A 23,718-nucleotide genomic window follows, 5' to 3' on the forward strand; every position below is an offset into this window, starting at 1 on the left:
TTTTTATCACATAGTCAGAAGCGGTCTATCAGACTTTTTTCACTTTCTTATCAACTTTCACGCCTTTTACCGGCTGCTCAGCTACGGCTTCGGCGACACTTGAGAACGGTTCGACAAATTCACGTCCGTAGTAGGTATCGAGCATAATCTGTTTCAGCTCAGCAATCAGCGGATAGCGTGGGTTCGCGCCAGTACACTGGTCATCGAACGCATCATCGGCCAGTTTGTCGACTTTCGCCAGGAAGTCCGCTTCCTGCACACCGGCTTCGCGGATTGAGGTCGGAATACCGAGTTCAGTTTTGATCTCGTCCAGCCATGCCAGTAGCTTCTCAATTTTCTGCGCGGTGCGGTCGCCCGGTGCGCTCAGACCTAAGTGGTCAGCAATCTCAGCGTAACGACGGCGCGCCTGTGGACGATCATACTGGCTGAACGCGGTCTGTTTGGTCGGGTTGTCATTCGCGTTGTAGCGAATAACGTTCGAGATTAACAGGGCATTCGCCAGACCGTGTGGGATATGGAACTCTGAACCCAGTTTGTGTGCCATTGAGTGACAGACCCCGAGGAAGGCGTTGGCAAACGCAATACCGGCGATAGTCGCGGCATTGTGAACGCGTTCACGCGCCACCGGGTTTTTAGCACCTTCGGCATAGCTGGCCGGCAGGTTCTCTTTCAGCAGTTTCAGTGCCTGCAGCGCTTGACCATCAGAGTATTCATTTGCCAGCACGGAAACATAGGCTTCCAGCGCGTGGGTTACCGCATCCAGACCACCGAAGGCGCAGAGTGAACGCGGCATATCCATCACCAGGTTGGCATCAACAATCGCCATATCCGGCGTCAATGCATAGTCAGCCAGAGGATATTTCTGACCGGTCGCATCATCGGTTACCACAGCGAACGGTGTGACTTCTGAACCGGTACCTGAGGTTGTCGTAATGGCAACCATGCGTGCTTTGACGCCCATTTTCGGGAACTTGTAGATACGTTTACGGATGTCCATGAAACGTAATGCCAGCTCTTCGAAGTGGGTTTCCGGATGTTCGTACATCACCCACATGATTTTCGCGGCATCCATTGGGGAACCGCCGCCCAGCGCAATGATGACGTCAGGTTTAAAGCTGTTCATCTGCTCTGCACCTTTGCGTACGATGCTCAGCGTTGGGTCAGCTTCAACTTCGAAGAATACTTCAGTCTCGATGCCGTGTGATTTCAGCACGCGGGTCACCTGGTCAGCATAACCGTTATTGAACAGGAAGCGGTCAGTGACGATAAAGGCACGTTTCGCGCCGTCCGTTGCCACCTCTTCCAGCGCAATTGGCAGTGAACCCCGACGGAAGTAGATGGATTTAGGAAGTTTATGCCACAACATATTCTCAGCTCGCTTGGCGACAGTTTTGGTATTGATCAGGTGTTTTGGACCGACGTTCTCTGAAATAGAGTTACCGCCCCAGGAACCACAACCCAGCGTCAGAGACGGTGCCAGTTTAAAGTTGTAGAGGTCACCGATACCGCCCTGAGAGGCAGGGGTATTGATCAGAATACGCGCGGTTTTCATTTTGTCGCCGAAGTAGTGCACGCGCTCAGTCTGGTTATCCTGGTCGGTGTAAAGACAGGAGGTGTGACCGATACCGCCCATGGCGACCAGTTTCTCCGCTTTATCTACGGCATCCTGGAAATCTTTTGCCCGATACATCGCGAGGGTAGGTGAGAGTTTTTCGTGGGCGAATGGCTCAGACTCATCCACCAGTTTTACCTCACCAATCAGGATCTTAGTGCTCGGTGGCACGCTGAGACCCGCCATCTCTGCAATTTTGAAGGCAGGCTGACCCACGATGGCCGCATTCAGGCCGCCGTTTTTCAGGATGATATTCTGTACAGCGCTCAGTTCAGCACCCTGCAGCATGTAGCCGCCATGGCTGGCGAAACGTTCACGCACGGCGTCATAAACTGAATCAACCACAATGACAGATTGTTCAGAGGCGCAGATCACCCCGTTATCAAAGGTTTTCGACATCAGAATGGAGGCAACGGCACGTTTCACATCGGCAGTTTCATCGATCACTACCGGCGTGTTACCGGCACCGACACCAATCGCCGGTTTACCGGAGCTGTATGCCGCTTTCACCATGCCCGGACCGCCGGTGGCGAGAATCAGGTTGATGTCAGGGTGATGCATCAGCTGGTTTGACAGCTCAACAGACGGGGCATCGATCCAGCCGATAATGTCTTTAGGCGCACCGGCAGCAATGGCGGCCTGTAAGACGATATCGGCAGCTTTGTTTGTTGCGTCTTTGGCGCGTGGGTGGGGCGAAAAGATAATGCCGTTACGGGTTTTAAGACTGATTAACGCTTTGAAGATGGCGGTTGAGGTTGGGTTGGTGGTCGGGACGATACCGCAAATCAGGCCAATCGGCTCGGCGATGGTAATAGTACCGAACGTATCATCAGTGGCCAACACGCCACAGGTCTTTTCATCTTTATAGGCGTTGTAGATATACTCAGAAGCAAAGTGGTTTTTAATGACTTTGTCTTCGACGATGCCCATACCGGATTCGGCAACGGCCATCTTAGCTAGCGGGATTCGGGCGTCTGCGGCGGCAAGGGCGGCGGCACGGAAGATGGCGTCGACCTGTTGTTGAGAAAAGTTGGCATATTCACGCTGGGCTTTTTTTACACGTTCGACCAGTGCATTGAGTTCAGCGACATTGGTTACGGCCATGGTGTTCTCCTGAAGGAAGTTAAACTTTTTTAGTAAACAATCCTGCGTCCTGAGTATAGTCACGCTGAAATAACGTGACTGGCTGGCAGGTAACGCGTGGATTTTCAACTGTTTACTGAACGAGTCTTCTGCTGGCGTTAAAGAGCTTTCTTTCGCTGACGCTTATACTTCCGTTAAGAAAAGATTACCTGGTTTGGGGTAGGTCAATTTTGATGCAGATCAATTTAAGCGCAAGCTGACACCTTTCAGCACCCCTTTTTACTGCTTTTCTGTTAAGCCGGTCTGCTCCTGCGCTTAGCCCTTATGGTAGTGGCTAAATCCAGCCACTTTTTAATCTCTGGCGGAAAGCGCTAAATGCTTTGCTGTTCATCAGGATAAATAGCCAGGCGCACATCTGGCGTCTCTGCACGTTTTCACATACATTAGGCGCGTTTTCCCCCTGTGGTACGGAGTTATGTTGTGAATCCAGCGCTGTTAGATCTATCAGGCTATATAAAATTTTTTGTCGGGCTCTTTGCGCTGGTCAATCCGGTAGGCATTATTCCGGTGTTCATCAGCATGACGCGTTATCAGGGGGTGGCGGAGCGTAACAAAACCAACCTTACGGCTAATCTGGCCGTTGCCATTATTCTCTGGACGTCACTTTTCCTCGGCGATGCGATTTTGCGTGTGTTTGGCATTTCGATTGACTCGTTCCGTATTGCGGGCGGCATTCTGGTTGTCACCATTGCGATGTCGATGATCAGCGGCAAGCTCGGCGAGGATAAGCAGAATAAACAGGAGAAGTCAGAAACCGCGATTCGTGAAAGCGTGGGTGTAGTACCTCTGGCATTACCACTGATGGCGGGACCAGGGGCCATCAGCTCGACCATCGTCTGGAGTACCCGCTACCACAGCTGGATAAATCTGCTGGGATTCACGCTGGCGATTGCCATTTTTGCGTTCTGCTGCTGGCTATTGTTCCGGGCTGCGCCATTAATGGTGCGCATTCTTGGGCAAACCGGTATTAACGTCATTACCCGAATTATGGGCCTGTTACTGATGGCGCTGGGCATTGAATTTGTCGTAACCGGTATGAAGTCGATTTTCCCCGGCTTACTGAACTAAAAACTCACTTATTTCATGCAGCGAAGCTAAAGGGTGACCTGAAGTGGTGCAGTAAAGCGTTTTATTGCACCATAACAATGCAGTTATTCATCCTGCTTAATAAAAACAGACGATTATAAATTCCGTTACTGCGGGGTTGCTCACAGACTTTTTTTTGCAAAATAATGTCACTATTTTCACACGACAATCTGCTATCTGATTTCCACTTAACCCGATAAATCCCCATGCTTCAATACTCAGCCTGAATTTCATCGCGTCCTTGCCGTTTTTATCAATACAAATACCAAAACAGACGCTTTTTGTGGCTCCATAACGCCCTGGAAGCAGGTTTCCAGCTAAATAGCCTATTTTTCATATCGATATAATATTTTCAGGACGAAAATTAACACTTTCGCTGCCTGACATCTCATGATAAAAGAGAATTAGTTAACATTTTAGCTATTTTGCTTTGGTGCCCCTTCGCGGCTTCTGATAATTTTTGGCCCAGCGTAATTTTTTTCTCCGAAAGTCCAAAGTGAGAACGCTTTTTGCTTAAGCCTATCGGGATACTTAATTAAAGGTTGGCGTTTCGCATGATTGGGATGAAAAACTTGCAGCAACAGCGGTCAGCAATCGCACTCTTTTTGTTCACGGCTTTTTCTCCGGCTTACGCCGCCACGGTTCCGCCTGGAACGGTTCTGGCGGCGCAACAGCAAATAGTGATCAATAACGGAAGCGAAGTCTCCTCACTGGATCCGCATAAAACCGAAGGCGTGCCGGAATCCAATGTCATTCATAACCTGCTGGATGGCCTGGTAAACACCGATAACTTTGGTCAGGTTGTGCCGGGCGTCGCCAAAAGCTGGGAAAATCCGCAACCTACCGTCTGGATTTTTACTCTGCGTGATGATGCGAAGTGGAGCAATGGTGAGCCGGTGACCGCCGCTGATTTCGTCTATAGCTGGCGTCGGCTGGTGGACCCGAAAACCGCGTCGCCTTACTCCAGCTATCCGCAGGCTGCCCATTTTGCCAATATCGATGCCATCCTGGCCGGTAAAGCCCCACCCGATCAGCTGGGCGTCAAAGCGCTGGATGCTCATCGCCTGCAGATTACCCTGAGCGAACCGGTCCCTTACCTGGTAGCGATGTTAGCGCACACGGCGATGAAACCGGTTTATGCGCCAGCTATTAAGCAGTGGGGCGACGCCTGGACCCGTCCCGATCACTACATCGGTAACGGTGCCTATACGCTGAGCGACTGGGTGGTGAATGAAAAAATCGTCGTGAAGCGTAATCCCCATTACTGGGATAATGCGCATACGGTGATTGAGCAGGGGACCTTCCTGCCGATCGCCTCTGAAAACAGTGATATCAATCGCTACCGCAGCGGCGGCACGGATATAACCAATAGTGCGGTGCCGCCGGAGATGTTTGGCAAGCTGCGCAAAGAGCTGGGCGATGAAGTAAAGGTCAGCCCGCTGCTCTGCACCTTCTATTACGAAATTAACAACAAAAAAGCGCCGTTCACCGATGCACGAGTGCGCGCCGCGCTGAAAATGACCCTCGATCGCGAGGTAATAGCTAATAAGATCATGGCTCAGGGGCAGATTCCGGCCTATAGCCTCACGCCACCCTTTACGGCTGGTATTAAGCTATCCCCGCCTGAATGGTTTACCTGGACACAGGCGCAGCGCAATGAGGCGGCGAAAAAACTGCTGGCAGAGGCGGGCTTTGATGCCAGCCATCCGCTGACCTTTACGCTGCTCTATAACACCTCTGATCAAAATAAGCGGCAGGCGATTGCAGCCGCGTCGATGTGGCAGAAAAACCTGGGCGCGAAGGTGACGCTGCAGAATCAGGAGTGGAAAACCATGCTGGAGACCCGTCATCAGGCCCAGTATGACGTGGTGCGCGCCACCTGGTGTGCCGATTACAATGAGCCCTCCACCTTCCTGAATATGCTGATCAGTAACGCCTCGATCAACACCGCATTTTACAGCAGCGCGACCTTTGATCGCTTAATGGCGGAAACGCTGACGGCGGGCAGCGAGGCGCAGCGCGCCGGCCTGTATCAGCAGGCTGAAACACAACTCGACAAAGACTCACCAATTGTGCCAGTTTACTACCGCGTAAGTGTGCGCCTGGTAAAGCCCTGGGTTGGCGGCTTTACGGGCAAAGACCCGCAGGACATGACCGACCTGAAGTACTATTTCATCAAACAACACTGATCTGATCGCCGCTTCGGCGAGACAGTCGGGACACGCATCAGCGTACAGACCATTTTGGGGTCAATCTCCCTGGGAACAGGCCAGGGAGCCCGGAGACGGGGGACGCCGGGGCAGAGCATCGCCACGGTGACGATAATAAAACTGGAGTGTAATAATGAACAACATCACGAAAAAAAGCCTGATTGCAGCGGGCGTTTTCGCCGCAGTGAGTGCCCTGGCAGGGAATGCGGCTTTCGCAGCAACCGTGCCTGCGGGCGTTGAGCTGGCCGCAAAACAGGAGCTGGTTCGCGGCAATGGCGATGAAGTCCAGTCGCTCGATCCGCACAAAATTGAAGGCGTGCCGGAAGACAACGTGGCGCGCGACCTTTACGAAGGCCTGCTGGTCAATGACAGCAACGGTAAACCGATTCCGGGCGTAGCGGAAAGTTACGAAAACAAAGATTTCAAAGTGTGGACGTTCCACTTACGTAAAAATGCCAAATGGTCCAATGGCGAGCCGGTGACCGCGCAGGACTTCGTCTACAGCTGGGAGCGTCTGGTCGATCCTAAAACGGCGTCCCCGTACGCCAGCTATCCGCAGTATGGTCATATCCTGAACGTCGATGACATCATCGCCGGGAAAAAACCGATTACCGATCTGGGCGTTAAAGCTATTGATGACCACACGCTGGAAGTCACCCTGAGCGAGCCGGTTCCCTATTTTGATAAGCTGCTGATTAACTCCGTCATGTCACCGGTTTATAAACCGGCAATTGAGAAGTTTGGCGAGCAGTGGACCCAGCCACAGAACTGGGTCGGCAACGGTGCCTTTAAACTGGACGCGCACGTGATTAACGAGCGCATCACCCTGGTCCGTAACCCGAACTACTGGGATAACGCACACACCGTGCTGAACAAGGTCACCTACCTGCCAATCAGTTCTGAAGTCAGTGACGTTAACCGTTACTTCTCTGAGAACGGCAGCGACATGACCTACAACAATCTGCCGATTGAGCTGTTTAAAAAGCTGCAGCGTGACAATGGTAAAGAGCTGCACGTCGATCCTTACCTCTGCACCTACTACTACGAAATAAACAACCAGAAAGCGCCATTCACCGATCCCCGCGTGCGCGCGGCCCTGAAGCTGGGTCTGGATCGTGACATCATGGTGAATAAAGTGCTGGCGCAGGGCCAGAAACCGGCTTACAGCTACACGCCGCCATCCACTGACGGCATGGACATTCTGCCGCCAGACTGGTTCACATGGTCGCAGGACAAACGTAACGCCGAAGCGAAAAAACTGCTGGCTGAAGCGGGCTACACCGCCGACAAACCGCTGACCTTTAACCTGCTGTATAACACCTCCGATCTGCACAAGAAGCTGGCGATTGCCGCCTCGTCGATCTGGAAGAAAAATATCGGCGTGAACATCAAGCTGGAAAACCAGGAGTGGAAAACCTTCCTGGATACCCGCCATCAGGGTAACTACGATGTTTCACGTGCGGCATGGTGTGCGGATTACAACGAGCCGACCTCCTTCCTGAACACCATGGTGTCCAACAGCAGCAGTAACACATCGCACTACAAGAGCGATGAGTTTGACAAAGTAGTGCGTGATGCGATCAAAGCGCCGGATGCCAAAGCCCGCGCAGCGGACTATCAGAAGGCTGAACAGATCCTGGATAAAGACAGCACCATCGTACCGGTTTACTACTACGTGAATACGCGTCTGGTGAAACCTTATGTCGGCGGTTACACCGGTAAAGATCCCCTGGATAAAACGCTGTCTAAAGACTTCTACATCATTAAACACTAATAGCTTTCAGGCTATCAGCAGTGGCGGCGCGTCTGGCGCCGCCTTTTTTAATTTTTTATATGTTGTGAAGCAACAGCCTGGTAGGTACGGCAATGTTAAAATTCATCCTGCGTCGCTTGCTTGAAGCGCTACCGACGCTGTTCGTCCTGATTACCATCTCCTTCTTTATGATGCGCCTGGCCCCCGGTAGTCCCTTTACCGGCGAGCGTACGCTGGCACCCGAAGTCATGGCCAACATTGAGGCGAAGTATCACCTCAACGATCCCATTGGTAAGCAGTATGTCGATTACCTTGTGCAGCTGGCGCACGGCGATTTCGGCCCATCGTTTAAATACAAAGACTATTCGGTCAACTATCTGGTCGCACATGCGTTCCCGGTTTCTGCCAAACTCGGCCTGGCCGCGTTCCTGCTGGCGATAGTGCTGGGCGTAACCGCTGGCGTCATCGCCGCGCTCAAACAAAATACGTTGTGGGACTTCGCGGTGATGGGGGTGGCAATGACCGGCGTGGTCATACCCAGTTTCGTGGTCGCGCCGCTGCTGGTCCTGCTGTTCGCCATCAGCCTGAAATGGCTGCCGGGCGGCGGCTGGAATGGCGGGCAGTGGAACTACATGCTGCTGCCGATGGTGGCGCTGTCGCTGGCGTATATCGCCAGTATCGCGCGTATTACCCGCGGGTCGATGATTGAAGTGATGCACTCCAACTTTATCCGTACCGCGCGTGCCAAAGGCCTGCCGCTGCGCCGCATTGTGCTGCGTCATGCGCTGAAGCCCGCATTGCTGCCGGTGATCTCCTACATGGGCCCGGCGTTTGTCGGCATCATCACCGGTTCGATGGTGATTGAGTCGATCTACGGTCTGCCGGGCATCGGTCAGCTGTTTGTGAACGGTGCGCTGAACCGTGACTACTCACTGGTGATGAGCCTGACCATTCTGGTCGGTTTGCTGACCATTGTCTTCAACGCGATTGTTGACGTGCTCTATGCCGTTATCGATCCAAAAATTCGTTACTGATTGCGGAGTTCGCCATGATGTTAAGTAAGAAAAATAGCGAAGCTCTCGATGCGTTCAGTGAGAAGCTGGAAGTAGAAGGGCGTAGCCTCTGGCAGGACGCGCGTCGTCGTTTTATTCATAACCGTGCTGCCTCAATCAGCCTGCTGGTGCTGTTACTGATTACCCTGTTCGTGATTTTTGCGCCGATGCTGGCGCAGTTCACCTACGACGATACCGACTGGGCCATGATGTCCTCGCCGCCGGATACCACTTCAGGCCACTGGTTCGGCACTGATTCATCGGGTCGTGACCTGCTGGTGCGCGTGGCGATTGGTGGTCGCATCTCGCTGATGGTGGGTGTGGCCTCTGCGCTGATTGCGGTGATCGTGGGTACGCTTTACGGTTCGATTGCTGGCTATCTCGGCGGCAAAACGGACTCGGTGATGATGCGTATTCTGGAAATCCTCAACTCCTTCCCGTTTATGTTCTTCGTGATCCTGCTGGTGACCTTCTTTGGTCGCAACATCCTGCTGATTTTTGCCGCTATCGGCATGGTTTCGTGGCTGGATATGGCGCGTATTGTGCGCGGCCAGACGCTGAGCCTGAAGCGTAAAGAGTTTATCGAAGCGGCCCATGTCGGCGGGGTATCAACCTGGAAAATCGTGGTGCGCCATATCGTGCCGAACGTGCTGGGCGTAGTGGTGGTTTACGCCTCGCTGCTGGTGCCAAGCATGATCCTGTTTGAATCCTTCCTGAGCTTCCTGGGTCTGGGTACGCAGGAGCCTTTAAGCAGCTGGGGCGCACTGCTCAGCGACGGCGCCAACTCGATGGAGGTGTCGCCGTGGCTGCTGCTCTGGCCGGCGGGCTTCCTGGTGGTGACGCTGTTCTGTTTCAATTTTATCGGCGATGGCCTGCGTGATGCCCTCGACCCGAAAGATCGTTAAGGAGTTTCCCGATGACTATTCATGAATTTCAGCCAGCAATGGCGGCCCGCGCGGGAAGCGAACAGCTACTTACGGTCAAAGATTTACGCGTGACCTTTGGCACGCACGATGGGGATGTGACCGCTGTTAATGACCTGAACTTCTCGCTGCGCGCGGGTGAGACGCTGGGCATTGTTGGTGAGTCGGGTTCCGGCAAATCACAGACGGCCTTTGCCCTGATGGGGTTGCTGGCAAAAAATGGCCGCATTGGCGGCTCGGCGATGTTCAACGGCAAAGAGATCCTGAACCTGCCTGAGAACCAGCTCAATAAACTGCGCGCCGAACAGATTGCAATGATCTTCCAGGACCCGATGACGTCGCTGAACCCCTATATGCGGGTAGGCGAGCAGCTGATGGAAGTGCTTAAGCTGCACAAAGGAATGAACAGCGCACAGGCGTTTGAAGAGTCAGTGAGAATGCTGGACGCGGTGAAAATGCCGGAAGCGCGCAAACGCATGAAGATGTACCCGCATGAGTTCTCTGGCGGGATGCGTCAGCGCGTGATGATCGCGATGGCGCTGCTGTGCCGGCCAAAACTGCTGATCGCTGACGAGCCCACTACGGCGCTGGATGTGACGGTGCAGGCGCAGATCATGACGTTGCTCAACGATCTGAAGCGTGAATTCAACACCGCCATTATCATGATCACCCACGATCTCGGCGTAGTAGCTGGGATCTGCGACAAGGTGCTGGTGATGTATGCCGGGCGCACCATGGAGTATGGCCGCGCCCGCGATGTCTTTTATCAGCCTGCGCACCCTTACTCAATCGGTCTGCTGAATGCAGTGCCGCGCCTGGATGCGGAGGGCGAGAGCCTGACCACCATTCCGGGCAATCCACCCAATCTGCTGCGTCTGCCGCAGGGCTGTCCGTTCCAGCCGCGTTGTTCGCACGCCATGGATATCTGCACCCAGGCTCCGCCGCTGGAGCCGTTTGGCGATGGCCGTCTGCGTGCCTGCTTTAAGCCGGTGGAGGAGTTAGTATGAGCACCGTAGCTGAAAAAAGAGTGTTACTGGAAATCGCCGACCTCAAAGTCCATTTCGACATCAAAGATGGCAGGCAATGGTTCTGGCAGCCGTCAAAAACCCTGAAGGCGGTGGATGGCGTCAGCCTGCGCCTTTATGAGGGAGAAACGCTGGGCGTGGTAGGCGAGTCTGGCTGCGGTAAATCGACCCTGGCGCGCGCCATTATCGGGCTGGTTAAAGCGACAGAAGGTCGGGTGGCCTGGTTAGGCCGCGATCTGCTCGGCCAGAGTGAAGAGGAGTGGCGCAAAGCGCGCAGCGATATCCAGATGATATTCCAGGACCCGCTGGCATCGCTGAACCCGCGTATGACCATCGGCGATATCATCGCCGAGCCACTGCGCACCTACCATCCGAAAATGGCGCGGCAGGAAGTGAAAGACCGCGTCAAAAATATGATGATGAAAGTGGGGCTGCTGCCTAACCTGATTAACCGCTACCCGCATGAGTTTTCGGGCGGTCAGTGTCAGCGTATCGGTATCGCCCGTGCGCTGATTCTGGAGCCGAAGCTGATCATCTGCGATGAACCGGTCTCGGCGCTGGATGTTTCGATTCAGGCGCAGGTGGTGAATCTGCTGCAGCAGTTACAGCGTGAGATGGGGCTGTCGCTCATCTTCATTGCCCACGATCTGGCTGTGGTGAAGCATATCTCTGACCGTGTGCTGGTAATGTATCTGGGGCATGCGGTGGAGCTGGGTACCTACAGCGAGGTCTACAGCAATCCGCAGCATCCATACACCCGTGCGCTGATGTCTGCCGTGCCGATTCCCGATCCCGATCTGGAAAAGAACAAGCAGATTCAGCTGCTGGAAGGGGAGTTGCCGTCGCCGATTAATCCGCCGTCAGGCTGCGTGTTCCGCACCCGCTGTCCGATCGCCGGCCCGGAGTGTGCGAAAACCCGGCCGCTGCTGGAAGGCAGTTTCCACCATGCGGTCTCCTGTCTGAAGGTCGATCCGCTCTAAAGCAAAACGCCGGGCACTTGCCCGGCGTTTTGTTATCTGATGCTTACTCGCGCCACAGGATATGACAGAGCTTGTGATCTTTCTCGCGGCACAGCAGCACGCGGGCAAAGACATCAGTGATCGGCTCACCATCCGCTTCACCCAGCCCGATGACCACCTCGGCAAAAAAGTCCGGGTTCAGATCGAAATCGACATGATCTTTCCAGTCTTCAGAGGGATCAAACAGCTCTGCGCCACCGCGCTCTTCGAACTGCAGATTGAAGAGAATGACGTCTGCCGGGTCGAGATTGTCGACGGCCAGTTCAAGAAAAATATCGTAGGCCTGTTCCAGCGTTTCATCTTCGGTAAGGCGATTATTCAAATCCATAGTCTGTCCTGTCGGCCTGCGGCCATTTACACAATCTGGCTCGTTTTACAGTAAAGGGCTGAAGAAGTAAAACAGTCGTTCGACGATGCGCTGCCACCACGCACGTTTTGCCCAGCGCTTGCCATCCAGCAGGCGTGAGCGGGCGATATAGTCATCCTGCACACAGGCGAGATCGCTGCCAAATCCGGCATCATCCACCACCAGCGTCACTTCAAAATTCAGCCATAAACTGCGCATATCGAGATTGACGGTTCCCACCAGACTCAGCTGTCCGTCGACCAGCACGCTTTTAGTGTGCAGCAGCCCATCTTCAAACTGATAGATCTTCACGCCCGCTTCCAGCAGTTCGCTGAAGAAGGAGCGGCTGGCCCAGCCGACCAGCAGCGAGTCATTGTGACGCGGCACAATCACGCTGACATTGACGCCACGCTGTGCGGCCGTACAGATAGCATGCAACAGATCGTCGCTCGGTACTAAATAGGGCGTGGTCATTATCAGCTGTTCACGCGCGGAATAAACCGCGGTCAGCAGTGCCTGATGGATCATATCCTCCGGGAAGCCAGGACCGGAGGCGATCACCTGCACGGTGTGGCCGCTCTCCTGCTCAAACGGCATGATGTTGCGATCGGGCGGTGGTGGCAGAATACGTTTGCCGGTCTCAATCTCCCAGTCACAGCTGAACACAATGCCCATCGCGGTCGCGACCGGGCCTTCCATACGCGCCATCAGGTCAATCCACTGGCCCACACCCGCGCTCTGTTTAAAGAAGCGCGGATCCACCAGGTTCATGCTGCCGGTATAGGCGATGTAATTATCAATCAGAACGATTTTGCGATGCTGACGCAAATCCATCCGTCGCAGGAACACGCGCAGCAGGCTGACCTGCAAGGCTTCCACGACGTCAATACCGGCGTTGCGCATCATGCCGACCCACGGGCTGCGGAAAAAGTTGACGCTGCCTGCGGAGTCGAGCAGCAGTCGGCAATGAACGCCACGGCGTGATGCAGCCATCAGCGATTCTGCGACCTCATCCGCCAGTCCGCCGGGATGCCAGATGTAAAACACCATCTCAATGTTATGACGGGCCAGCTGGATATCACGAATCAGCGCCTGCATGACGTCGTCCGCGCTGGTGAGCAGCTGGAGCTGGTTGCCCTTGACCCCGGCAATGCCCTGACGATGGTAGCAAAGCTCAAACAGTGAACGGGCCACGTCGCTGTGCTCGGTGGCAAAAATTTCTCGGCACTGTTTCAGGTCGTTGAGCCAGCGGGCGGTCGACGGCCACATGGTGCGGGCGCGCTCCGCGCGACGTTTGCCCAGATGCAGTTCACCAAACGACAGATAAGCGATAATACCCACCAGCGGCAGAATATAGATTACCAGCAGCCATGCCATCGCCGAGGTTACGGCCCGGCGCTTCATTAACACGCGCAGCGTAACCCCGGCGATCAGCAGCCAGTAACCAAATACCAGCAACCAGCTGATAAGGGTATAAAAAGTGGTCATAAAGTGGACATCCCGTTCGCGCTTTCGTCTGGCAAGTTTACGTGCAGATCACCGCTAGCGAAACCCTTTATCCCGGACAGTCTCGATGAGAGATCTGATTTGGCATTACGGCGGAGATCTCTATAATGCCCTCGCACAGGTCTTGCACGTATGAAGTCAGAGAGGAAGTGATGAAAAGAAGCAGAAATGAAGTGGCGCGCTGGAGAATGTTACGTCAGGTGCATCGCCGCCGCTCCCGCTGGCTGGAAGGACAGTCGCGGCGTTACAAGCGTATCCATTGCATTCGCCATCAGCTGGCCCAGCAGCAACGACGCTCGATCCTGTTTATTACACAGTTAGTCTAGGTTATGTCGGGAGCAGCCCTGTTCAGGCTTCAAAAAATCCCGATTCTGCCATGACGCGTCGCGCCATTGAATGCTCCTGACGCGACGCACCCCGGTCGGTGACTTCGCGCATCAGGCACTCCATCGTGCTGCCCAGCGCCGTCGGTCTGCGATATCCCGTCCGATCGTACCATTCGTAAGACCATTTTCCCGATTTACGCTGGTAATAGATGGTCAGCCACGCAGAGCAGTTTGCAGGGTAACCACTCATGACTTCGATTTTCGGATCAACAATCGCCACAATTCGTGATAACAGTGGGTCGAGCAGAGTAAGTGCCTGGCCGGGATACGTTTTATTCATAATTTGCCCGCGATTCCGCTGTGCTTCCATTCAGAGGTTTAACTCACAAAAGCTAAATGTAGACAGCTCTGCCAGATAATTCCTCCCGACTGCTAAAAAAATGACACAGAGATCATTTTTTAAGGCTGAACAGGCCATCTCAGGGTGTATTTGTGGGGGTGTACAGCCGCTGACGTTAAACCTGTACAACTTTACATTTTATCAAGTTATTGTTAAGTAAGGGTTTATCGATTTCATCAGCAGGCAGGGCAATCTTTTGCGTTAAATACCTGTACAAGGGAGGCGTTATTGTATAACTTTACCGCATCGGTTAGTAACTTTTAATGAATCCTATGAGGGTCAACCATGCAGACTAACGTTCGTATTCCCGCTTCAGTATCTGACATCTCCGCTTATTTACACAGTGCTGCGCAGCCTTCCCAGCAGGCCATTCTGGGTTCTGTGGTGACGGAAATTATCGCCTCTGGTCGTAGCCTGAATCGTAAAGCGATTTGCTCAAAACTCATCAGCCGTTTAAAGCATGTCACCAGCCCGGAAGAAGAGCAGCACTATCATGCGCTGATCGGTCTGATTCTGGACAGGGGTTAATTCAACGCAACTATGCCTGTGAGTGACGGGAAATCAAAGCGGGTTAACTGAGCAGGCAGGCCCGCTTAGCCATGAATAAGCGCTTAACGGTTATACAGAGATCGTCGCGTTCAGCCGTATGGGCAGAGGCGTAATGCAGTGCGAAAGCCCTGTTTCGCAGAGGGTATTCACGTTAATAAGCTGTATGAATAATTAACCCGAAAGACGTTGTGACGTCATCATCAGCGTGACATTCACCAACTGCAGTGCTGCCGCCAGCACGATCAGCATCACAATCCACTGCTTTTTATTACGCCAGCCCTTTGTTCGCCAGAGGTATAGCGCACCGCCAATCAGTAAAGCGATCATTGCAAGCAGCCCCAGAATGATTATCTGCATCTTTCCTCTCTGAATATTCAAAGCAAAAATGGCTTCTGTGCCTGGCACAGAAGCCATTCTGACTGCAGATACGTTATCAGAAGACGCGTTTAAACGGTTTAACCGAGACCTGTTTGTAGACGCCCGCCGCAAAGTAAGGATCATCCTGGGCCCAGGACTGCGCGGCTTCTAATGATGGGAACTCAGCAATAACGGTTGAGCCGGTGAAGCCCGCCACGCCAGGATCGTTGCTATCCACAGCAGGCATCGGGCCTGCGATGATCAGGCGTCCCTCTTCCTGCAGCAGTTTGAGTCGCGCCAGGTGGGCAGGGCGCACGGCGTTACGTTTTTCCAGTGACTCTGCAGTATCTTCTGCATAAATGACGTAAAGCACTAAGGAACTCCTGGTTATCAGAATTTTGCAACACGTTAAGGGATTGACGATTAGAGTGCAAACGAAACCTGTGGGCAGTTAATGGCTCAGCATAAAGGGCTAAAAAGCGCTTTTCTTCAGGCCGGATGGCGGGAGTTATTGAAACTGATTGCTATTTGCATTTAAAATCGCTGTTCTATTCAATCACTGCGACTGTTATGACCACGCTGACTATGCCATTACCTAAACGCACGCCTGTCTCTATGTTGTTGTCTGTTGCTCTGCATGGAGTCGTGATTGCCGGAATTCTTTATGCTTCATTCCAGCAGGTGATTGAGGTCCCCAAAGCATCCCAGCCCATCAGCGTTACCATGGTCGCGCCCGAAGTTCAGCCCGAGCCTGCACCGGCTATCGCAGAGCCGCCTGCGCCACAACCTGAACCGCAGCCGGAACCAGAGCCGGAACCGCAGCCCGTGCCGGAACCGCCAAAAGCGGAGCCGGTACCCATTCCGAAACCTGAACCGAAGCCGAAGCCTAAACCAAAGCCGGAGCACAAACGGCAGCAGCCAAAACGCGAGGTGAAGCCGCGTCAGGAGAGTAAGTCAGAGGCCGACCCGTTTAAGCAGCAAGCACCTGCGACGCAAAGCAAACCGGCGACGGCACCAAAAGCGACGCCGGCTCCCACCGCGTCGGCATCAAACGGTCCTAAGGCACTGAGCGTGAGTAAGCCTGGCTATCCTCAACGTGCCTTTGCATTGCGGGTAGAAGGGCGTGTCAGGGTGAAGTTTGATGTGGATAGCGACGGACGGGTGGATAACATCCAGATTCTCTCTGCTGAACCGCGCAATATGTTTGAGCGGGAAGTGAAGCAGGCGATGAAAAAATGGCGCTATCAGAGCGGACAGCCAGGACAGGGTCTTACCATGAATATCGTGTTTAAAATTAATGGTGGCGCCAGCATTGAATAAGGCGTCGGGTCAGGCAGAAGCCGCCTGACCCGTCACTTATCCGGCAGGCTGCTGATTGGCGCGACCGGCTGGCAGAGGACGTGAATTGCCCTCATTGTCGACCGCTACATAGATAAAAACCGCCTCTGTGGCACAGTAGGTCTGCCCGATGGGCTCAGACGACACTTTTTTAATCCACACTTCCACATTAATCGTCATCGAACTGTTGCCGGTCCGGAGACAGCTTGCATGACAGCTCACCACGTCACCCACCGCGACAGGCTTCATAAATGACATGCCGTCGACGCGCACGGTAACAACGCGTCCTTCAGCGATCTCTTTCGCCAGGATAGCGCCGCCCATATCCATCTGTGACATCAGCCAGCCGCCAAAAATATCGCCATTGGCGTTGGTATCTGCCGGCATGGCGAGCGTACGCAGCACCATTTCGCCTTGCGGCAATTTATGTTTTTCGCTCATTGCTTCCACTTCTTATGCAGATGAATGCTAAAAAAATGCCCGGCGTACCGGGCAGATGATTATTTTTGTTCCTGCTGCGGCATCTGACGCCAGATATAAAGCCCGCTGAGCAGGGTAAACAGTAAGGTCAGACCGGAGAGACCGAACACTTTAAAGTTAACCCAAAACGCCTGAGATAACCAAAAGGCGACATAGATGTTCACCAGGCCGCAGATCAGAAAGAACAGCGCCCAGGCGACGTTCAGCCGACGCCAGACCGCATCAGGCAACTGCAACTCTTTACCCAGCATGCGCTGAATTAGCGTCTGTTGCATAAACCACTGGCTGTAAAGCAGGGCGGCGGCAAACAGGGTGTAGATCACTGTGACTTTCCACTTAATGAACTCATCGTTGTGGAACACCAGCGTCAGGGTGCCAAAGACGGCCACCAGCACAAAGGTGAAAATCGTCATCTTTTCCAGCTTGCGATAGAGCACCCAGCTGACGACCAGGGCCAGGCCAGTGGCCACAATCAGAGCGCCCGAGGCGACAAAAATGTCATACAGCTTGTAGAAGATGAAAAAGACCACCAGGGGAAGAAAGTCGAGTAGCTGCTTCATAGTTTTTCCATTCAGAGTTGCCTGCGAATGTGCCCGAAGGCACACCGTCAATCAACGTAACAGCATATAGAGCCGATAGAGATAGATAATCAACATGGCTGAAACCACATTGCCTGCTGCGGTAAAAATCACCGACGAGACATTGAGGGGTAATACCGTCAGCGATGAGAAGAAAAGCATCACAATGACTTTAGCCAGCAGCCAGAGCAGAATTGCCGGGGCGATCAGCCTGACATTCTTCCACGCCATCCGCATGCTGGCGCGCATGGCAGCAAAGACACCCATCTTCTCACTGGCCACCATCACTGGCGCCAGCGACAGCAGGATCGTCAGCAGGATGCCTGGCACCACCAGCACCATAAAGCCCAGCTGCGCGACCAGCGTCATCAGGAAGGTGAGCAGCAGCAGCTTTGGCAGCAGCGGTGCTGACGCGCCAATGGCCCGCAACGCACTGACGCGCTGGCCGGAAGAGACCATCGGAATCAGATAGAGCATACCGCCAAGCAGCAGCGTATTCCCCATCAGCGCGGCAAAGGTGCTGGCCGCCGAGGCGCGCAGCAGCACCTGTTGCTGTTCCGGTGACATATTCTGCACTATCTCAAACAACGAACTGGCGCTGTCATCGCCCTGCTGCAGGATGGCCATCTGATCGGCACCAGGTGTCAGCACATGCACCAGCATGACGGTGACAAACGCGGCCAGCAGCGACATCAACAGCACCGTAGCCAGTTGATGGCGCGCGAAATTTCCTGTGTCACGGTATAACGAGCTTGCCGTGATAGACATGTACACTCCTTGGAGGAACCGGGTTAATTAACCCGGCGATTGTACATGTTCTGGCAGCTCCGGGGCACCCGGCAGGGCATAACTTTCTGTAATATGAGGTAAAGAGGGCGCAAAAAGGGGAGGAAGGCCATAACGCGCGCGGGCACGATCGCAGGCTTCGTTATGGATACCTTCTTCACCCGACATTGAGAACTCCCGACAGGGCGTCGGGCGTTGTTCATAAATGCCGCAGGAGACGCAGCCGCCAATGTCACCCTGCAGGGCGACGCAGCGAGGCGCACGATCGTTCGTGCCACGCATGTTGCGCATTAACAGGCTTAACGGCTCAGTTAATTCAGTGGGCACCAGACCGCCCGCATCGTCGGCTTCAGCCCAGTAAAATGAGACGCGGAAATGGGCGCAGCAGGCGCCACAGCTGACACAAGGGTTAGAAAGTTCACTCATTTGATCACCCGCCCCTCCCAGGGCATCGAACCAAAATCAACAATGAAGATAAGCAACATAGAGCTGGCGAAATTATTCAGCAAGCGGTATTTGCGTGCTGCTGAAAGCGCCGAAATTGATCTAAATCAATCCATTGTTTTTTAAGTAATTTATCTCAGGGCTACTGAGTGCAATTTTCTGTAAATCACGTTAAATAATTGCCAGCAAAAAAAGCGATTCCGTTCGCGATATTAACATTAAGCAAAGGAGTGATAATGAAACTGGCAAAATGCGCGATGCTGCTGGCCCTGGCTCTGCCTCAACTGGCGATGGCCCACGAAGCAGGCGACTTCTTTATGCGTGCCGGCAGCGCCACCGTCCGGCCCACCGAGGGTTCCGATAACGTGTTAGGCATGGGCGAGTTTAGCGCCACTAACGACACGCAGCTGGGCCTAACCTTCACGTACATGGCAACGGACAATATTGGGGTCGAGTTACTGGCCGCCACGCCTTTCCGTCACAAAGTGGGTCTTGGCCCGACCGGTACGCTGGCTACCGTACGCCAGTTACCGCCGACGCTGATGGCGCAGTACTACTTCTTCGACAGTAAAAGCAAAGCGCGCCCTTACGTTGGCGTGGGGATCAACTACACCACCTTTTATGATGCCGACTTTAACCAGACCGGTCGCGATGCTGGCCTGACCGATCTCAGCGTCAAGGATTCCTGGGGTGTGGCGGGCCAGGTCGGTCTGGATTACCAGATTAACCGCGACTGGATGCTGAATGCGTCGGTGTGGTACATGGATATTGATACGGAAGTGAAGTTCAAAGCCGCTGGCGAGCAGCAGAACATCAATATGCGCATTGACCCATGGGTCTTCTTCTTCGGGGCGGGATACCGGTTCTGATGAGAAAAAGGCCGCTGAATGAGCGGCCTTTTTTTGTCTGTTAAGACGTTATTTGATCTGCATATTGTTGACGACTGATTTCACGCCCGGCACGCTGCGCGTAACCTGAACGGCACGATTCGCCATCTGTGGTGATGAAACAAAACCGCTCAGCTGAACTTTACCTTTAAAGGTTTCTACGTTGATTTCAGTCGATTTCAGCGAGTCATCTTTCAGCAGTTCACCTTTGACTTTAGTGGTCACCACGGTGTCATCAATATAGCCACCGGTTCCCTCTTTGGTTGCGGTTGGCGCACAGGCGCTCAGTGTCAGCGCAACCACGCCCGCCAGTACAGCACCTGTCAGCAGTTTAACGAATTTCATTGCTTTCTCTCCCTGTCACAAAATGGATGCGACGTTACCGTAACGGCGCATTGTCATTGTGGTGCAGATTTTGCAAAAAGGGCAAATAGCGGAATGAAAAAAAAGGAAACAAATCATGCCTTATCGCGCGATAAGGCATGATGGCAGGATTAACGGCTGGCGGCCTTGAGGCGGCTGACAAAATTCTTCAGTTCACTCAGCATGACCTCAGGCTCTGCATGGTGTTTTTCAATGATTCTGACAATCGCAGAGCCGGAGATAGCGCCCGCTGCACCGGCAGCGATCGCCTCCTTCACCTGTTCCGGTTCTGAAATACCAAAGCCCTGCAGCGGTGGCGCGGCGTGGTATTCACGCAGCTTGTCGATCAGATGCTTCAGCGGCAGGCTGGCGCGGTTTTCAGCACCAGTCACACCCGCGCGTGACAGCAGATAGGTGTAACCCCGTCCGTGCGACGCGATCTCACGCAGCAGCTCATCGCTGGCGTTAGGCGGACAGATAAAGATGGGTGCGACACCATGACGCAGCGCTGCCTGACGGAAGGGCGCAGACTCTTCAACCGGCACATCCGCCACCAGCACTGAATCCACACCGGCTTCAGCACAACGGGCATAGAACTCATCCACGCCGTTGGTGAAGACCAGGTTAGCGTACATCAGCAAGCCAATCGGCAGATCCGGGTATTTACGGCGGATAGTCGCCAGCATTTCAAAACACTGGCTGGTGTTGGTGCCCGCCGCAAAGGCGCGCAGCGTCGCGTTCTGAATGGTCGGGCCATCTGCCAGCGGATCGGAGAAGGGAATACCCAGCTCCAGTGCATCTGCGCCACCTTCCACCAGCGCGTCAATCACGCGCAGTGAAAGCTCCGGAGAGGGATCGCCCAGCGTAACGAAAGGAACGAAAGCGCCTTCGTTATTCGCTGACAGCCGCGTAAACAGTTGATTGTAACGTTCCATCAGATTTCTCCCTGCGCTGTCAGAATGTCATGAACGGTGAAAATATCTTTGTCGCCGCGGCCAGAGAGGTTGACCACAATCAACTGCTCTTTTTCTGGTTCAGCGTGAATCATCTTCAGGGCGTGCGCCAGGGCGTGAGAAGACTCCAGCGCCGGAATAATCCCTTCTGCGCGACACAGCTGTTTAAAGGCATCCATCGCTTCATTATCGGTAATGGAGACATACTCCGCGCGACCAATGCTGTTCAGATGCGCATGCTGCGGACCGACCGATGGGAAGTCGAGGCCGGCAGAGATGGAATAAGACTCCTCAATCTGGCCATCGTGGGTCTGCATCATCGGCGATTTCATACCGAAGTAGATGCCGACGCGACCATGTTTAAGCGGTGCGCCATGCTCGCCGGTTTCAATGCCGTGACCCGCAGGCTCAACGCCGATCAGCTTCACGCTGGTTTCATCGATAAAGTCGGCAAACATCCCGATGGCATTTGAACCGCCGCCTACGCAGGCGAGGATCGAATCGGGCAGGCGGCCTTCTCTTTCCAGAATCTGCTTTTTGGTCTCTTCACCAATCATGCGCTGGAACTCACGCACGATAGTCGGGAAGGGATGCGGACCCGCCGCAGTGCCGAGCATGTAGTGTGAGGTCTCATAGCTGCCTGACCAGTCACGCAGCGCTTCGTTACAGGCATCTTTCAGCGTGGCGGAGCCGCTGTGAACCGGGATCACTTCTGCGCCCATCAGACGCATACGGAACACGTTAGGGGACTGACGCTCGACATCTTTCGCGCCCATATAGATGCGGCATTTCATGCCCAGCAGCGCACAGGCCAGCGCGGAAGCGACGCCATGCTGACCGGCACCGGTCTCGGCAATGATTTCGTTTTTGCCCATGCGTTTGGCTAACAGCGCCTGACCCAGCACCTGGTTGGTTTTATGCGCGCCACCGTGCAGCAGATCTTCACGCTTGAGATAGAGGCGGGTTTTGGTGCCTTTCGTGAGATTTTTACACAGCGTCAGGGCAGTAGGACGGCCCGCGTAGTTCTTCAGCAGGTCGGTAAATTCGGCCTGAAACTCGGGATCTTTCTGGGCATCGACAAACGCCTGTTCCAGCTGGCGCAGGGCTGGCATCAGGATTTGCGGAACATACATTCCGCCAAATTCGCCAAAGTAGGGATTCAGTAACGTCATTTTTTATCTTCCTTTCTCGGGCCCGCCGTAGAGCAGGCCAGGCAAATCAGTAGGCACGCAGTGTCTGAAACACCGCGGCAATTTTACGGGCATCTTTGATGCCAGGCGCGCTTTCCACGCCAGAGTTGAAGTCCAGTCCGGCACAGCCGAGCTGCGCGGCTTCAACACAGTTATCCGCACTCAGGCCACCGGCCAGCAGCACATTGTCCAGCGTCTGCCCCTGTAACAGCGACCAGTCGAAACGCTGTCCGGTTCCGCCATCGCCATTATCAAACACATAACGGTCAACAAGTGGCCAGTCGCGTGCCGGCAGGGCACCTTCAATGCGCAGCGCCTTCCAGATTTGAATCTCTGCTGGCAGAGCCTCGCGCAATTCGGCCACAAATTCTGGTGTTTCATTACCATGCAGCTGCACTGCTGACAGCAAAAGCGCGCTGGCCTGCGTGACAACGTCACTGACAGAGTTATTGCGGAACACGCCGACGTAGCGCAGCGGCGCAGCGGCGATCACGTTCTGCGCGGTAACGGTGTCAATCTGACGTGGTGATCCTTCCGCGAAGATCAGACCACCAAAGATTGCACCGGCTTCATAGGCGGCACGGGCGTCTTCGGCACGCGTCAGACCGCACACTTTATTGCTACCCAGCGTAACCCGACGCACCGCACCGGTCAGGTCAGCTTCTTCCATCAGGGCAGAGCCAATCAGGAAGCCGTTGGCAAAGTGGCTCAGCTCACGAATATCAGCGTAGCTGTTTATGCCCGATTCGCTGATTACGGTGACGCCGTGTGACAGGCGCGGCGCCAGCTGACGGGTGCGGTTGAGATCGATAGATAGATCGCGCAGGTCGCGGTTGTTAATCCCCACGACTTTTGCCTGAAGCGCGATAGCCCGCTCCAGCTCCTCTTCATTACTCACTTCGGTCAGAATGCCCATTTTCAGGCTGTGTGCCACGGCGGCCAGCTGACGATACTGCTCATCATCCAGCACCGACAGCATCAGCAGAATGGCATCCGCCTGGTAATAGCGGGCCAGATAGATCTGATAGGAGTCGATAATAAAATCTTTGCACAGCACTGGCTGAGTAATGGCGGCGCTGACAATCGGCAGAAAGGCGAAGTCGCCCTGAAAATATTTCTCATCGGTCAGCACGGACACCGCAGAAGCATAGTGGCGGTAAACCCCGGCAATGGCGGCCGGATCGAAATCCTCGCGAATCACGCCTTTTGAGGGGGACGCCTTTTTACACTCCAGGATAAACGCGGTTCTTGCACCCTGCAGCGCGTCGTAGAAATGACGGCTGGCAGGTTCAATGCTGTTCTGAAAGGTGGAGAGAGGCTGCTGCTGCTGACGGGCTTCAACCCAAATCGCTTTGTCCTGAACAATTTTTTCTAACACGGTGCCTTTCATGA

25 protein-coding genes are annotated in these 23,718 nt (G+C 54.1%); 11 read left to right on the forward strand and 14 right to left on the reverse strand.

The window, feature by feature from the left end; translation table 11 throughout:
- Positions 1-28: 28 nt before the first annotated feature.
- The gene (adhE, locus tag IV493_RS07785; protein ID WP_013358047.1) at positions 29-2,716 is read right to left on the reverse strand and encodes a bifunctional acetaldehyde-CoA/alcohol dehydrogenase; all 2,688 of its coding nucleotides are present in this window, start codon (positions 2,714-2,716) and stop codon (positions 29-31) included.
- Positions 2,717-3,175: 459 nt separating this feature from the next.
- Here adhE and IV493_RS07790 point away from each other — a divergent pair, with 459 nt between their 5' ends.
- The 7 genes from IV493_RS07790 (at position 3,176) to oppF (ending at position 11,784) form a co-directional block, all read left to right on the forward strand.
- Entirely contained in the window at positions 3,176-3,823 is a 648-nt protein-coding gene (locus IV493_RS07790; protein ID WP_013358045.1) for a YchE family NAAT transporter, read from the forward strand.
- 581 nt (positions 3,824-4,404) lie between these two features.
- Positions 4,405-6,030: an ABC transporter substrate-binding protein gene (locus IV493_RS07795; protein ID WP_195858034.1), complete on the forward strand. Its 1,626-nt coding sequence runs from the start codon at positions 4,405-4,407 to the stop codon at positions 6,028-6,030.
- A 154-nt stretch (positions 6,031-6,184) separates the two neighbouring features.
- Complete coding sequence (gene oppA, locus IV493_RS07800; protein ID WP_013358043.1) at positions 6,185-7,825, forward strand: oligopeptide ABC transporter substrate-binding protein OppA; 1,641 nt, start codon at positions 6,185-6,187, stop codon at positions 7,823-7,825.
- 92 nt (positions 7,826-7,917) lie between these two features.
- On the forward strand, positions 7,918-8,838 hold the full coding sequence (gene oppB / locus IV493_RS07805; RefSeq protein WP_013358042.1) for an oligopeptide ABC transporter permease OppB: 921 nt from the start codon (positions 7,918-7,920) through the stop codon (positions 8,836-8,838).
- 14 nt (positions 8,839-8,852) lie between these two features.
- A complete protein-coding gene (gene oppC, locus IV493_RS07810) occupies positions 8,853-9,761 on the forward strand; it encodes an oligopeptide ABC transporter permease OppC (RefSeq protein WP_013358041.1) in 909 nt (302 codons plus the stop codon).
- An 11-nt stretch (positions 9,762-9,772) separates the two neighbouring features.
- Positions 9,773-10,786, forward strand: a complete 1,014-nt coding sequence (locus tag IV493_RS07815; RefSeq protein WP_013358040.1) for an ABC transporter ATP-binding protein — start codon at positions 9,773-9,775, stop codon at positions 10,784-10,786.
- Complete coding sequence (gene oppF / locus IV493_RS07820) at positions 10,783-11,784, forward strand: murein tripeptide/oligopeptide ABC transporter ATP binding protein OppF (protein WP_013358039.1); 1,002 nt, start codon at positions 10,783-10,785, stop codon at positions 11,782-11,784. The genes IV493_RS07815 and oppF overlap by 4 nt, the downstream gene beginning before the upstream one ends.
- A 43-nt stretch (positions 11,785-11,827) precedes the next feature.
- On the opposite strand, the gene IV493_RS07825 is transcribed toward oppF, so the two are convergent.
- A complete protein-coding gene (locus tag IV493_RS07825; RefSeq protein ID WP_003853921.1) occupies positions 11,828-12,151 on the reverse strand; it encodes an HI1450 family dsDNA-mimic protein in 324 nt (107 codons plus the stop codon).
- Positions 12,152-12,196: 45 nt separating this feature from the next.
- Entirely contained in the window at positions 12,197-13,657 is a 1,461-nt protein-coding gene (gene cls, locus IV493_RS07830; RefSeq protein ID WP_107319799.1) for a cardiolipin synthase, read from the reverse strand.
- A gap of 170 nt (positions 13,658-13,827) precedes the next feature.
- On the opposite strand from cls, the gene IV493_RS07835 reads away from it, so the two are divergent.
- The gene (locus IV493_RS07835; RefSeq protein WP_095707117.1) at positions 13,828-14,001 is read left to right on the forward strand and encodes a YciY family protein; all 174 of its coding nucleotides are present in this window, start codon (positions 13,828-13,830) and stop codon (positions 13,999-14,001) included.
- A 22-nt stretch (positions 14,002-14,023) separates the two neighbouring features.
- On the opposite strand, the gene IV493_RS07840 is transcribed toward IV493_RS07835, so the two are convergent.
- Complete coding sequence (locus tag IV493_RS07840) at positions 14,024-14,341, reverse strand: hypothetical protein (RefSeq protein ID WP_013358036.1); 318 nt, start codon at positions 14,339-14,341, stop codon at positions 14,024-14,026.
- A 345-nt stretch (positions 14,342-14,686) separates the two neighbouring features.
- Between IV493_RS07840 and ycgZ the strand changes: the two genes are divergently transcribed.
- Positions 14,687-14,929 carry a regulatory protein YcgZ gene (gene ycgZ, locus IV493_RS07845; protein ID WP_013358035.1) on the forward strand — a complete coding sequence of 81 codons (243 nt, stop codon included), beginning with the start codon at positions 14,687-14,689 and terminating at the stop codon, positions 14,927-14,929.
- A 192-nt stretch (positions 14,930-15,121) separates the two neighbouring features.
- On the opposite strand, the gene IV493_RS07850 is transcribed toward ycgZ, so the two are convergent.
- Positions 15,122-15,307 (reverse strand): hypothetical protein, encoded by a 186-nt coding sequence (locus IV493_RS07850; RefSeq protein ID WP_041456886.1) that lies wholly within the window; start codon positions 15,305-15,307, stop codon positions 15,122-15,124.
- Between the two features lie 76 nt (positions 15,308-15,383).
- Positions 15,384-15,680 (reverse strand): YciI family protein, encoded by a 297-nt coding sequence (locus IV493_RS07855; protein WP_003853909.1) that lies wholly within the window; start codon positions 15,678-15,680, stop codon positions 15,384-15,386.
- 197 nt (positions 15,681-15,877) lie between these two features.
- On the opposite strand from IV493_RS07855, the gene tonB reads away from it, so the two are divergent.
- Positions 15,878-16,627 (forward strand): TonB system transport protein TonB, encoded by a 750-nt coding sequence (tonB, locus tag IV493_RS07860; protein WP_195858035.1) that lies wholly within the window; start codon positions 15,878-15,880, stop codon positions 16,625-16,627.
- 36 nt (positions 16,628-16,663) lie between these two features.
- On the opposite strand, the gene yciA is transcribed toward tonB, so the two are convergent.
- From yciA to IV493_RS07880, 4 genes are read right to left on the reverse strand one after another with little or no spacing between them, the layout of a single operon-like run.
- Positions 16,664-17,086: an acyl-CoA thioester hydrolase YciA gene (gene yciA / locus IV493_RS07865; RefSeq protein ID WP_013358032.1), complete on the reverse strand. Its 423-nt coding sequence runs from the start codon at positions 17,084-17,086 to the stop codon at positions 16,664-16,666.
- 59 nt (positions 17,087-17,145) lie between these two features.
- Positions 17,146-17,685 carry a septation protein A gene (locus IV493_RS07870; RefSeq protein WP_013358031.1) on the reverse strand — a complete coding sequence of 180 codons (540 nt, stop codon included), beginning with the start codon at positions 17,683-17,685 and terminating at the stop codon, positions 17,146-17,148.
- A gap of 51 nt (positions 17,686-17,736) precedes the next feature.
- Complete coding sequence (locus IV493_RS07875; RefSeq protein WP_013358030.1) at positions 17,737-18,471, reverse strand: YciC family protein; 735 nt, start codon at positions 18,469-18,471, stop codon at positions 17,737-17,739.
- 27 nt (positions 18,472-18,498) lie between these two features.
- Complete coding sequence (locus IV493_RS07880) at positions 18,499-18,915, reverse strand: YkgJ family cysteine cluster protein (protein ID WP_013358029.1); 417 nt, start codon at positions 18,913-18,915, stop codon at positions 18,499-18,501.
- A gap of 254 nt (positions 18,916-19,169) precedes the next feature.
- Between IV493_RS07880 and ompW the strand changes: the two genes are divergently transcribed.
- Positions 19,170-19,802, forward strand: a complete 633-nt coding sequence (ompW, locus tag IV493_RS07885) for an outer membrane protein OmpW (protein ID WP_033732824.1) — start codon at positions 19,170-19,172, stop codon at positions 19,800-19,802.
- A gap of 48 nt (positions 19,803-19,850) precedes the next feature.
- On the opposite strand, the gene IV493_RS07890 is transcribed toward ompW, so the two are convergent.
- From IV493_RS07890 to trpCF, 4 genes are all read right to left on the reverse strand, one after another.
- Positions 19,851-20,165 carry a BON domain-containing protein gene (locus tag IV493_RS07890; protein ID WP_009089937.1) on the reverse strand — a complete coding sequence of 105 codons (315 nt, stop codon included), beginning with the start codon at positions 20,163-20,165 and terminating at the stop codon, positions 19,851-19,853.
- A 149-nt stretch (positions 20,166-20,314) separates the two neighbouring features.
- The gene (gene trpA, locus IV493_RS07895) at positions 20,315-21,118 is read right to left on the reverse strand and encodes a tryptophan synthase subunit alpha (RefSeq protein ID WP_033783257.1); all 804 of its coding nucleotides are present in this window, start codon (positions 21,116-21,118) and stop codon (positions 20,315-20,317) included.
- The gene (gene trpB / locus IV493_RS07900) at positions 21,118-22,308 is read right to left on the reverse strand and encodes a tryptophan synthase subunit beta (protein WP_195858036.1); all 1,191 of its coding nucleotides are present in this window, start codon (positions 22,306-22,308) and stop codon (positions 21,118-21,120) included. The genes trpA and trpB overlap by 1 nt, the downstream gene beginning before the upstream one ends.
- A 46-nt stretch (positions 22,309-22,354) precedes the next feature.
- Positions 22,355-23,716 carry a bifunctional indole-3-glycerol-phosphate synthase TrpC/phosphoribosylanthranilate isomerase TrpF gene (gene trpCF / locus IV493_RS07905; protein WP_195858037.1) on the reverse strand — a complete coding sequence of 454 codons (1,362 nt, stop codon included), beginning with the start codon at positions 23,714-23,716 and terminating at the stop codon, positions 22,355-22,357.
- Positions 23,717-23,718 lie beyond the last annotated feature (2 nt).

Source organism: Pantoea sp. SM3640, from assembly GCF_015654165.1.
Lineage (GTDB): Bacteria > Pseudomonadota > Gammaproteobacteria > Enterobacterales > Enterobacteriaceae > Pantoea > Pantoea vagans.

Coding starts and splice junctions, on each gene's coding strand:
- trpB (WP_195858036.1), bottom strand. CDS start 22,308: ATGACGTTACTGAATCCCTACTTTGGCGAATTTGGCGGAATGTATGTT.
- IV493_RS07870 (WP_013358031.1), bottom strand. CDS start 17,685: ATGAAGCAGCTACTCGACTTTCTTCCCCTGGTGGTCTTTTTCATCTTC.
- ycgZ (WP_013358035.1), top strand. CDS start 14,687: ATGCAGACTAACGTTCGTATTCCCGCTTCAGTATCTGACATCTCCGCT.
- oppC (WP_013358041.1), top strand. CDS start 8,853: ATGATGTTAAGTAAGAAAAATAGCGAAGCTCTCGATGCGTTCAGTGAG.
- IV493_RS07880 (WP_013358029.1), bottom strand. CDS start 18,915: ATGAGTGAACTTTCTAACCCTTGTGTCAGCTGTGGCGCCTGCTGCGCC.
- yciA (WP_013358032.1), bottom strand. CDS start 17,086: ATGAGCGAAAAACATAAATTGCCGCAAGGCGAAATGGTGCTGCGTACG.
- IV493_RS07850 (WP_041456886.1), bottom strand. CDS start 15,307: ATGCAGATAATCATTCTGGGGCTGCTTGCAATGATCGCTTTACTGATT.
- IV493_RS07875 (WP_013358030.1), bottom strand. CDS start 18,471: ATGTCTATCACGGCAAGCTCGTTATACCGTGACACAGGAAATTTCGCG.
- adhE (WP_013358047.1), bottom strand. CDS start 2,716: ATGGCCGTAACCAATGTCGCTGAACTCAATGCACTGGTCGAACGTGTA.
- IV493_RS07890 (WP_009089937.1), bottom strand. CDS start 20,165: ATGAAATTCGTTAAACTGCTGACAGGTGCTGTACTGGCGGGCGTGGTT.
- oppA (WP_013358043.1), top strand. CDS start 6,185: ATGAACAACATCACGAAAAAAAGCCTGATTGCAGCGGGCGTTTTCGCC.
- IV493_RS07840 (WP_013358036.1), bottom strand. CDS start 14,341: ATGAATAAAACGTATCCCGGCCAGGCACTTACTCTGCTCGACCCACTG.
- IV493_RS07795 (WP_195858034.1), top strand. CDS start 4,405: ATGAAAAACTTGCAGCAACAGCGGTCAGCAATCGCACTCTTTTTGTTC.
- trpA (WP_033783257.1), bottom strand. CDS start 21,118: ATGGAACGTTACAATCAACTGTTTACGCGGCTGTCAGCGAATAACGAA.
- IV493_RS07815 (WP_013358040.1), top strand. CDS start 9,773: ATGACTATTCATGAATTTCAGCCAGCAATGGCGGCCCGCGCGGGAAGC.
- IV493_RS07825 (WP_003853921.1), bottom strand. CDS start 12,151: ATGGATTTGAATAATCGCCTTACCGAAGATGAAACGCTGGAACAGGCC.
- cls (WP_107319799.1), bottom strand. CDS start 13,657: ATGACCACTTTTTATACCCTTATCAGCTGGTTGCTGGTATTTGGTTAC.
- tonB (WP_195858035.1), top strand. CDS start 15,878: ATGACCACGCTGACTATGCCATTACCTAAACGCACGCCTGTCTCTATG.
- oppB (WP_013358042.1), top strand. CDS start 7,918: ATGTTAAAATTCATCCTGCGTCGCTTGCTTGAAGCGCTACCGACGCTG.
- trpCF (WP_195858037.1), bottom strand. CDS start 23,716: ATGAAAGGCACCGTGTTAGAAAAAATTGTTCAGGACAAAGCGATTTGG.
- oppF (WP_013358039.1), top strand. CDS start 10,783: ATGAGCACCGTAGCTGAAAAAAGAGTGTTACTGGAAATCGCCGACCTC.
- ompW (WP_033732824.1), top strand. CDS start 19,170: ATGAAACTGGCAAAATGCGCGATGCTGCTGGCCCTGGCTCTGCCTCAA.
- IV493_RS07835 (WP_095707117.1), top strand. CDS start 13,828: ATGAAAAGAAGCAGAAATGAAGTGGCGCGCTGGAGAATGTTACGTCAG.